This window comes from Algibacter sp., assembly GCF_049667265.1.
Taxonomy (GTDB): domain Bacteria; phylum Bacteroidota; class Bacteroidia; order Flavobacteriales; family Flavobacteriaceae; genus Algibacter_B.
In genome coordinates this window covers 1-10,817 of record NZ_JBATHX010000255.1, presented here as the reverse complement: position 1 = coordinate 10,817, position 10,817 = coordinate 1, and the positions used below count along the sequence as shown (strand labels likewise).

Here is a 10,817-nt window from a genome sequence, read left to right as displayed (position 1 = left end):
TCATAAGTTGACTTTGGAAATGACTTCCAATCCTGCATGGTATGCGGTTCAGGCTTTGCCTTATTTAATGGAATATCCTTATGATTGTAACGAACAAACATTCTCAAGATATTATGCCAACGCTTTGGCGAGTCATATTGCAAATTCAAATCCTAGAATTCAGGAGGTTTTTAATCAATGGCGAAATACAGACGCTTTACTTTCTAACTTAGAGAAAAATGAAGAATTGAAATCTATTTTAATTCAAGAAACACCTTGGCTACGCGATGCAGAAAGTGAAACTGAACAGAAAAAACGAATCGCCTTATTATTCGATTTAAATAAAATGACTAATGAATTACAATCGGCAATTAAAAAATTAGAAAATAATCAAATGGCCTCTGGTGCTTGGTCTTGGTTTAAAGGCGGTTACGAAAACAGATTCATTACACAACATATCATTACTGGTTTTGGGCATCTTTCTAAACTAGGTGTCTCCCTGAGCGCAGTCGAAGGGTCTCAAAGTCAAATGATTCAAAAAGCCATCAACTATCTTGACAACGAATTCATAAAAGAATACAAAGACATCAGAAAATATAATAAAGATGTAGATTTAGATAGCGACCATTTAAGCTACACGCAACTTCATTATTTATACATGCGAAGCTTTTTCCCAGAGATTGAAAAATCTAAAGAAGTTGAAACTATTATGGACTATTACCAAACGCAAATAAAGAAGTTTTGGCTGGATCGCTCATTATATTCAAAAGGCATGATGGCTCTAATTTCACATAGAAACAACGACGCTAAAACGGTTTCTAAGATTTTAAAATCACTTAAAGAAACCAGCATAACTTCTGAAGAATTAGGTATGTATTGGAAAGCGAACACGAACTCCTGGTATTGGTATCAGGCGCCTATTGAAACTCAAGCTTTGTTAATTGAGGCTTTCTCTGAAATTGAAAATGATACAGAAACCATTGATAACTTAAAAATTTGGTTACTTAAAAACAAGCAAACCAACCGATGGAAAACAACAAAAGCAACTACCGATGCCGTTTATGCCTTATTACTGCAAGGAAGTGATTGGTTAAGCGTTACTGATATGGTTGATGTGATTGTTGGCGGACAAGACATTGACCCTAAAAAATTAGAAGCTGTAAAAGTTGAAGCTGGAACTGGTTACTACAAAACTTCTTGGAATACCCAAGAAATTAAACCAGAAATGGGCGAAGTGAAAATTACAAAAACAGGGAAAGGGATTGCTTGGGGAGGTTTATACTGGCAATATTTTGAAGATTTAGACAAGATAACTTCAGCTGAAACACCGCTTAAATTAAAGAAAAAACTATTTCTTAAAACCAATACTGATACGGGTGAAGAAATTTTAGAAATAACGTCAGAATCCGATTTAAAAGTTGGCGATTTAATACGCGTTAGAATTGAATTACGTTCTGACAGAAACATGGAATTTATTCATATGAAAGATATGCGCGCTTCAGGATTAGAGCCTGTAAATGTTTTGAGTCAATACAAATGGCAAGATGGTTTGGGTTATTATGAAAGCACAAAAGATGCATCAACCAACTTCTTTTTTGATTATTTGCCAAAAGGCGTTTATGTTTTTGAATATGATTTACGCGTGAATAATGCTGGTAATATGAGTAATGGCATCACGACCATTCAAAGTATGTATGCACCTGAGTTTAGCAGCCATAGTGAAGGTACAAGAATTAGTGTTAAGTAATTTAAATTTGGCTAGTTTTGAGATATTAATATTTGAAAAACCTTTTATTTACACACCCCTTACTCCCCTCTTTTAGAGGGGAAACTCATACCCAACAGTTTCCCTCCTAACAAGGAGGGATTAAGGGAGGTGTCAGATAATTTAAGAATAGATTATTTTTATTAAGCCGAAAGACCCTTTCCGGTTTTAGTTCGGTTGGTTTCTTCAGACGAATCTCTAAATAGATTTATTTACAATTAATAACTATCTTTCATTTCACTAACTAATACAAATAGCACTATGAATTCAAAAGTATTTAAAATCATTCGAATTATTTTTGGCGTATTACTCGTTATTTTCGGCTCAAACAAGTTTTTAAATTTTATGCCAGCACCAGAAAATATGCCAGAGGCTGTAATGAATTATATGGTCGCTTTAATGTCAACCAAAACATTACCTCTTGTTGGAATTGTAGAGGTTGCTGCTGGTTTAGCATTTATTTTTAATAAATATGGCGCTTTATTAGCCATTATTTTAATGAGTGTTTCCATAAACGCTGTTTTATTTCACCTAAACTTAGACCCAGCTAATAGTGCTGGCGCCATTGTTTTATTAGTACTAAATATAATTACACTTTACGGTTATAAAGACAGTTACAAATCCTTAATTTAAAGGTATTTAATTTAAAATAGTAAGGAGACTTTAGGTCTCCTTTTTTTATTCCTATAAGTTATACATTAATGAAAATGATTAAATTTACACATGGATTAAAAAAAATAATCTTGTTTTTGTGAAAAAAGTAAATTCAAACTATACTGCTTTACTCCTACTTTCATTGATATTTACAATGATGCATTCGTGTGGTTCAAAAAAAGAAATTATTCAAAATTCTACTGTTGAAGAATTGAACCCTAAACTCATTTTTATAAATTATTCAATAAAAAATAATTATAATGATAACAAAATAAAAAGCGTTCGATGGATTAATACAATAGTTACTAAAGGAACGCTAAAAAAAAATATTAACAAACACCTTGAAAAAGGTGTTTTAGGAGATTTAAACTGCCGTCAACTAGATAAAAAAGATAACGTATTGCAAAGTGTCATTATAAAAAACCCACTAATAAAAACGTTTGAGTATGTTGATGAAACCAATGAATTTCAGCTTAAAACAGTTGAACTAGATAGTGCAGAATTCTCTTTAAAATTAAAATTAAAACCAAATACTGTTTATATTACCATTAGCGAAATTAGTAATGTTGAAAACAAGGACATCCAACTCATTAAAACGCAACTAAAATTATGAAACAATCATTACTTTTTTGCTCGTTTTTCTTGACAATCATTTGCATTAATGCGCAAAATTTTGATGTTGAAACTATTAAATTTGAAGGTGATAATACGAATCGAATTAACCTTGTGTTTATGTCAGATGGCTATACCTCAGGGGAATTAAATCAATTTATTACTGATGCTACCGCCTTTACAACCGAAATGTTTTCGCAATCGCCGTTTTTGGAATATGCTGATTACTTTAATGTTTATGCCATAAAAGTACCATCAAATGAAAGTGGTGCCGACCATCCAGGAACAAGTACCGAACCTTTAGAATCAACCATTGCGCCTCCTGTAGCAATAAGTAATGTGGATACTTATTTTAACACCTCTTTTGATACTGCAAATATTCACAGGTTACTTTATACGTATCAATCTTCAACGGTTTATAATGTATTAGCTAATAATTTTCCAGAATATGACCAACCCATAATTTTAGTGAACTCATCCGTGTATGGCGGTGCAGGTGGCCCTTATGCAACCTCATCAACCGGAACGGATGCTGATGAGATTGTTATTCATGAATTAGGTCACTCGCTATTCGATTTAAAAGATGAATATTATCCGGGAGATGCTTTAGCGGCGGAAGCTATAAACATGACTCAAGAAACCAACACAGGTCTTATAAAATGGAAGAATTGGTTAGGAACCAATGGTGTTGGAATTTATCCTTATGCGGCTTCTGGTAATGCTGCTAATTGGAATAGACCACATCAAACTTGCAAAATGCGCTATTTAGGATATCCTTTTTGTGATGTTTGTAGAGAAGGTATTGTTGAAAAAATTCATAGTTTAATTTCGCCAATTGACATGTATACACCAAATAACAATACGGTTGATGACCCAACATTTCCTTTAGATTTTCAACTTAGTTTAGTGAAGCCAAACCCAAACACTTTAGAAAGTGATTGGACGCTTAATGCTACTAACTTTGCTACTAATGTTGATGGTATTTCCATACTTGAAACCGATTTGGTTGAAGGCGCAAATACATTAACAACCGTAATACACGATAATTCGAGTTTTTTAAGAGTGGATAACCATGAAAGTATTCATGTTAGCACCGTTACTTGGACTATAAACTACTCATCGCTTGGAGTTGATGATATTTTAAGTGAACAGCATAATTATACAATTTCCTTATATCCTAACCCAACAAGTAACATTTTAAATTTAGAGTTTGAAAGCAATTCGGTTTCAAATTTAAAAGTAGAAATTATGAGTATTGATGGCAAAAAGGTTAAATCGGATAAACTTTCTAATTATGAAAGCAAGCAAGTTGATATTAGCAATTTGAGCCAAGGTATTTATATCGCAAATTTTTATTCTGGGAATTTGCTAATTGCTAGCAAAAGGATTGTTAAAAACTAATTGGATTCCTTCTTTCTCTGGAATGACAAAATGCATTTATTTTTCTGGTGGATAAGCTGTTAACACCTTTTCAACAATAGCATTTAATCTAGCTTCTCGTTTTTCTGGATTTGCATTTGGATTAAAACTAGCTTCGCTAATAGCTTGCCAAAAAAGTTGCTTTTTATTTTCGTCAACAAAATCGATGGTTATTTGTCTGTTTACATTGGCCTGACCAATGGGTAAACCTATGGAAATGCCTCCTCCCATATTCCGTCCTGTTCCACCTACTCCAACGCCTACGGTTTGACGTTGTGCGGCTTGATATTCATGACTTTTAATATCGATAAAAAAATCTGGGTTTTCAGAAATGGCAAATCCTTTGGCTTCCATATTAGCATCAATAGCATTAAGCAAGCGTTTGGTATCCAATTCGCTTAAACCGGTTTCCATATTGCCGTAATATTGATAGGTTTTATAGGTATTGAAATTGGCCATTTTATCAAAATCGTAATTTACGCGAATGGGTGCGCATGATATGATAAGTAAGGCTAGAATGGAGATTTTTAAGAATTTCATGAATTTTTAATTTTAAATAAAGTGAATCAAAAATTGTTCCAATGTTGAAATTTAGTTAGGTTGCCGCGTTAGGGATTGCAGCGGCATCCTTTTTAAAGATGATAAACTATAATTATGCGGTTGCAAAAAAAAATAACAGATTGCTAGGTCCTTCGTCGTTGCAATGACGCCTTAAAAGGATATAGCGAAAAGCCTGACCCTTGTGGTAAGGCCAAAATATTAATCGTTCAGCATTTTCCAAAGCAAATCTTTCAGCTCGGTAATGCCTTGTTGAGCTACTGAGGAAATAAACAGGTATGGAATTGGTAGCTCGTTATCTAGCTCGGTTTTCATTTCTGCTTTTAACTCATCGTCAAGCATATCGCTTTTTGAAATGGCGATGATGCGCTCTTTATCAAGCATTTCTGGGTTGTAACGACGAAGTTCGTCCAACAAAATATCGTATTGTTTCCTAATATCTTCGGCATCGGCAGGAATTAAAAACAACAATATAGAATTACGTTCGATATGGCGTAAAAAGTAATGTCCTAGCCCTTTTCCCTCGGCTGCACCTTCGATAATCCCGGGAATATCTGCCATTACAAAAGTTTGAAAATCGCGATATTTTACAATTCCTAAGTTTGGTTTTAGCGTGGTAAACTCGTAATCGGCAATTTTAGGTTTTGCTGAAGTGACTACCGACAACAAGGTTGATTTCCCTGCATTAGGGAAGCCTACCAAACCAACATCGGCTAGTACTTTTAGCTCCATAGTTACGTGCCTTTCTTCCATTGGAATACCTGGCTGTGCGTATCGTGGTGTTTGGTTAGTTGAACTTTTAAAGTGCCAGTTTCCTAGGCCACCTTTTCCGCCTTCGGCTAAAATGCGTTCCTCGCCATCTTCTGTGATTTCGAAGAGGATTTCATTTGATTCGGTGTCGCGAATAACTGTTCCTAACGGCACATCGATATAAACATCTTCACCATCAGAACCAAAACTACGGCCGCTACTTCCATGACCACCATGTTCTGCCCTGGCATGTTTTTTAAATTTAAGATGAAGTAAAGTCCAAAGGTTTGATTTTCCACGTACAATCACATGACCTCCACGACCACCATCGCCACCATCAGGACCTCCTTTGGTAATATATTTTTCGCGATGTAAATGTACAGAGCCTTTACCTCCGTTTCCGGAAGAAACAAACATTTTTACGTAGTCAACAAAATTACCCTCAGTCATGGTTCAAGTTAAAAGTTATGAGTTAAAAGTTAAAAGTTTGCTCACTCTTACCTTTAGTATTTTTTCCGCGGAAGCGAAAATATTGATTGAAATTTAAAATACAAAAACTATAACTTCAATTTAAAAGTTATAGTTTTTAATAATGAGATTCCTGCCTGCGCAGGAATTTATAGTTTATCAATTACTGAGCTTAGTCGCTTAGTAATATCCTCGATACTTCCAACACCATCAACTCCAAAATATTTATCTTGGGCAGCGTAATAATCTTTTAAAATGGCTGTTTCGTTATAGTATACTTTTATTCGGTTTCTAATTACGGTTTCATCAGCATCATCTTTTCTTCCGCTAGTTTTACCGCGTTCAAGTAAACGTTTTACTAAAACTTCATCATCAACTTCTAAAGCAATCATCGCATTAATATGAGAATCTTTACTATCCATTAATTTTTCTAATGCATCAGCCTGCGCATCTGTTCTAGGAAAGCCATCAAATATGAATCCATTCGCGTCGGTATTTTTCTCTACTTCAGCTTCTAACATATCAATAGTAACTTGGTCTGGAACAAGCGCACCTTTATCCATAAACGATTTAGCAAGCATCCCTAAAGCAGTTTTGTTTTTAATGTTGAACCTAAAAACATCGCCAGTAGAAATATGAACTAAATTATATTTCTCTTTTAAAAATTCTGCTTGTGTGCCTTTACCTGCTCCTGGCGGGCCAAATAATACTAAGTTCGTCATATGTTGTGTTTCTTTTAGTTGATATACTTCTGGTAAATCTCTCCCCAATCCATCATAATCTAAGCCGTAACCTACAATGAATTTATTTGGAATTTCAATACCAACATAATGTAATTTAAAGTCTTTTTTATAAGCTTCGGGTTTGTAAAAAAGTGTGGCAATTTTTAATGATTTTACCTTTTCGTTTTTAAAAATCCTATGAACTTCATGCAAGGTTTTCCCTGTGTCAATAATATCTTCTAAAATAATTACGGTTCTACCTGTTAAATCTTGTGTTAGACCAATTAAACGCTGAATATCTTCAGAAGATTTTAGCCCTTCATAGGACGCTAATTTTATAAAAGTAACCTCGCAAGGTTTTGGATATTTTTTAACAAAATCGCTCGTTAACATAAACGACCCGTTAAGGATACCAATAAACACCGGAATTTCGTCGCCAACATCTTCAGCTATTTCATCAACTAAGCGTTGTAAAGCTTCGTCGATTTCCTTAGCGGAAACAAAGGGTTTGAAATATTTGTCGTGTAACTTTATCAACGGATATTAATTTTAAAGTGGCAAAGATAGTCAATATACTCAATACATTAAACAATCGGCCTTTTTTGATTTACGATTTAGGAACTATTTTAAGATTTAAGTGTATTTTTGCATATCTTAAACACACTTTTAGCAAAAACATGACAAATTATTTTTCTTCAAATTTTAAACTTGGTATTCTTGGTGGTGGTCAATTAGGAAAAATGCTGCTTTATACTACCCGAAAATTTGATATTTATACCTCGGTTTTAGATTCGAGTGATGAAGCGCCTTGTAAAATTGCTAGCAACGAATTTCATTTAGGAGATTTGATGGATTATGATGCTGTTTATAAATTCGGAAAACAGGTTGATGTTTTAACTATTGAAATTGAAAATGTTAATGTTGATGCTCTGGAAACTCTTGAAAAAGAAGGTGTGAAGGTGTATCCAGCTTCAAAAACATTAAGACAAATTCAGAATAAAGCGAAGCAAAAATTGTTTTACGTTGATAATAATATTCCGACTTCTGATTTTTCTCGTTTTGCCTATTTATCAGAAATTGAAGATGCCGTTTTAAATGGCGGTTTAGAATTTCCATTTGTATGGAAAGCAGCTCAATTTGGTTACGATGGTAATGGTGTAAAAGTAGTTAGATCCTTATCAGATTTGGAAGGCTTACCAAAAGGTGAATGCATTGCTGAAGATTTAATTCCGTTTAAAAATGAATTGGCAGTTATTGTTGCCCGAAGTGTTTCTGGTGAAACGAAAACGTATCCAGTTGTTGAAATGGAATTTCATCCTGAAGCCAACCAAGTAGAATATGTTATTTGTCCCGCTAGAATTTCAGATACTGTTGCAAAAAAGGCTGAAGTAGTGGCATTAAAAACATCGAAAGCTTTTAATCATATTGGTATATTGGCTGTTGAAATGTTTCAAACAAATGACGATAACATTTTAGTAAATGAAGTTGCACCGAGACCTCATAATTCTGGTCATCAAACTATCGAAGCCAGTTACACATCTCAATTTGAACAACATATTAGAGCTATTTTAGATTTACCTTTGGGAAGAACAGATAGTAAAGTTGGTGGTGTTATGGTAAATCTTGTTGGTGCTGAAGGTTATACTGGAAATGTGGTTTACGAAAATATTGAAAACATCATGAAAATGGATGGTGTAACACCTCATATTTATGGTAAAAAACAAACACGTCCGTTTAGAAAAATGGGACATGTAACTATTGTGAATGAAGATTTAAATGAAGCCAGACGCGTTGCCGAAGAAGTAAAGAAGCGTATTAAAGTTATAAGCCAGTAAGCACCAAATAACAAAAACAAAATTCCAAAAAAGTGACATTTGGATTTTGTAATTTAAAAATTGGAATTTATTATGAAAGTAGGAGTCATTATGGGTAGCAAAAGCGACCTACCAGTTATGCAAGATGCTATAGACATCTTAAAAGGTTTTGATATAGAAGTTGAAGTAGATATTGTTTCGGCGCATCGTACACCTGAAAAATTATTTGATTATGGTAAACATGCCCACACAAGAGGTTTTGCAGTTGTAATTGCGGGTGCAGGTGGAGCGGCGCATTTACCAGGAATGATTGCGTCTTTATCACCACTTCCTGTAATAGGTGTTCCTGTAAAAAGCAGTAACTCTATTGATGGTTGGGATTCAGTACTATCCATTTTACAAATGCCTGGAGGTGTTCCTGTGGCAACCGTTGCTTTAAATGGTGCTAAAAACGCAGGTATTTTGGCAGCTCAAATTATAGGATCTAGTGATAAATCTGTTCTTGATAAAATTATTGCTTATAAAGAAGCATTGAAAATTAAGGTAAACGAGTCGGCAAAAGATTTAAAATGAAAAAAGCCCCGAAGTGATTCAGGGCTTTTCAGCTATTAACAAATAATTCTCTTGAGTTAGTCACTCTTCGTATTATCGGATGCAAAAATATAATTAATTTACTATGCATACATAGTAAATATGAAATTTAACAACTTTTTTAAATAAATGATAAAGAAACCACTAATTACCCCGTTTAAAACCAAATATAACACGCCTCCATTCAGAATAATTCAAACAAAAGACTATTTACCTACCTTTAAGGAAGCTATAAAAATGGCCAAAAAGGAGATTGATATAATTGTAAACAACCCTAAATCGCCTTCTTTTGAAAATACTATTGAAGCATTAGATTTTTCTGGAGAACAGTTAGATAGGATCTCGAGTATATTTTTCAATCTTAATTCGGCCGAAACTAATGAAGAAATTCAAAAAATTGCTCAAAAAGTTTCCCCGATGCTTTCAGAATTCAGTAACGATATTACTTTAAATGAAGATTTATTCAAGCGTGTTAAAGCGGTTTATGATTCTAAAACGGAATTAGATTTAACTACTGAGCAAGCAACGCTTCTTGATAAAAAATATAAAAGCTTTTCACGAAATGGAGCCAACTTACCGGAAGACAAAAAGTCGACACTAAGAGACATTGATAAAAAACTAAGCAAATTAAAACTCAAATTTGGTGAGAATGTTTTAGCAGAAACCAACAAATTTGAAATGCTTATTACGGATGGAGCTGATTTGTCGGGTCTTCCTGATGGCGCAAAAGAAGCTGCAAAACAATTAGCAGAAGCTAAAGAGAAAGAAGGTTGGCTATTCACCTTAGATTACCCAAGCTACATTCCTTTTGTAACCTATGCAGACAATAGAGAGCTTAGAGAGAAGTTAACCATTGCGGCAGGGAGTAAAGCATTTAAAAATGATGATTTAGATAATCAGAAAAACGTTTTACAAATCACCAAACTTAGGCATGATCGCGCGAATCTTTTGGGTTATAAAACGCATGCTCATTTTGTATTAGAAGAACGCATGGCAGAAACGCCTGAAAAAGTATTAGAGTTTTCAAATGAATTGTTAGAAAAAGCAAAACCAGCTGCCGAACGCGAATTTGCAACTCTTGAAAAATTCGCCAAAGAATTGGATAACATTGATAGATTAGAAAAATGGGATGGCTCCTATTATTCTGAAAAACTAAAGCAAAAATTATTCAGTTTAGATGATGAAAAGCTTAAACCATATTTCAAATTAGAAAATGTAATTAATGGTGCATTTACAATAGCCAATAAGTTATTTGATTTAAATTTTGAAGAAATTGATACCATTGATAAATACCACGACGATGTTTTAACGTATAAAGTTACGGACTCAAAAGGCGATTTTATATCTGTTTTTTATGCCGATTTTTTTCCAAGACCTGGAAAACGAAATGGCGCGTGGATGACATCATACAAACCGCAATACGTTCAAAATGGCGAAAATAGCAGACCACACATTTCTATAGTTTGCAATTTCACAAAACCCACA

The 10,817-nt window shown here is 34.0% G+C and carries 9 protein-coding genes and 1 pseudogene; 7 read left to right on the top strand and 3 right to left on the bottom strand.

Annotated features, from left to right (window positions below):
- The 4 genes and pseudogenes from WBN21_RS09685 to WBN21_RS09670 all read left to right on the top strand — a co-directional run.
- Nucleotides 1-1,726 (top strand): annotated as a pseudogene (locus tag WBN21_RS09685) (alpha-2-macroglobulin); the annotation flags it as partial.
- A gap of 279 nt (nucleotides 1,727-2,005) precedes the next feature.
- Entirely contained in the window at nucleotides 2,006-2,377 is a 372-nt protein-coding gene (locus WBN21_RS09680) for a DoxX family membrane protein (protein WP_424199751.1), read from the top strand.
- Between the two features lie 118 nt (nucleotides 2,378-2,495).
- Nucleotides 2,496-3,011, top strand: coding sequence for a hypothetical protein (locus WBN21_RS09675; protein WP_424199749.1), 516 nt, complete (start codon nucleotides 2,496-2,498; stop codon nucleotides 3,009-3,011).
- Complete coding sequence (locus WBN21_RS09670; RefSeq protein ID WP_424199748.1) at nucleotides 3,008-4,411, top strand: M64 family metallopeptidase; 1,404 nt, start codon at nucleotides 3,008-3,010, stop codon at nucleotides 4,409-4,411. The genes WBN21_RS09675 and WBN21_RS09670 overlap by 4 nt, the downstream gene beginning before the upstream one ends.
- A gap of 36 nt (nucleotides 4,412-4,447) precedes the next feature.
- Here the strand turns inward: WBN21_RS09670 and WBN21_RS09665 are convergent, their stop codons facing one another.
- From WBN21_RS09665 to WBN21_RS09655, 3 genes are all read right to left on the bottom strand, one after another.
- Entirely contained in the window at nucleotides 4,448-4,969 is a 522-nt protein-coding gene (locus WBN21_RS09665; RefSeq protein ID WP_424199746.1) for a DUF4136 domain-containing protein, read from the bottom strand.
- Nucleotides 4,970-5,188: 219 nt separating this feature from the next.
- A complete protein-coding gene (gene obgE / locus WBN21_RS09660) occupies nucleotides 5,189-6,187 on the bottom strand; it encodes a GTPase ObgE (RefSeq protein WP_424199744.1) in 999 nt (332 codons plus the stop codon).
- Between the two features lie 167 nt (nucleotides 6,188-6,354).
- Nucleotides 6,355-7,464, bottom strand: a complete 1,110-nt coding sequence (locus WBN21_RS09655; protein ID WP_424199742.1) for an adenylate kinase — start codon at nucleotides 7,462-7,464, stop codon at nucleotides 6,355-6,357.
- 140 nt (nucleotides 7,465-7,604) lie between these two features.
- Here WBN21_RS09655 and WBN21_RS09650 point away from each other — a divergent pair, with 140 nt between their 5' ends.
- The 3 genes from WBN21_RS09650 to WBN21_RS09640 form a co-directional block, all read left to right on the top strand.
- Nucleotides 7,605-8,762, top strand: coding sequence for a 5-(carboxyamino)imidazole ribonucleotide synthase (locus WBN21_RS09650; RefSeq protein WP_424199740.1), 1,158 nt, complete (start codon nucleotides 7,605-7,607; stop codon nucleotides 8,760-8,762).
- 69 nt (nucleotides 8,763-8,831) lie between these two features.
- Nucleotides 8,832-9,314, top strand: a complete 483-nt coding sequence (gene purE / locus WBN21_RS09645) for a 5-(carboxyamino)imidazole ribonucleotide mutase (RefSeq protein WP_424199753.1) — start codon at nucleotides 8,832-8,834, stop codon at nucleotides 9,312-9,314.
- Between the two features lie 147 nt (nucleotides 9,315-9,461).
- Nucleotides 9,462-10,817, top strand: a 1,356-nt coding sequence (locus WBN21_RS09640; RefSeq protein WP_424199738.1) for a M3 family metallopeptidase, incomplete at its 3' end; no start/stop codon positions are given.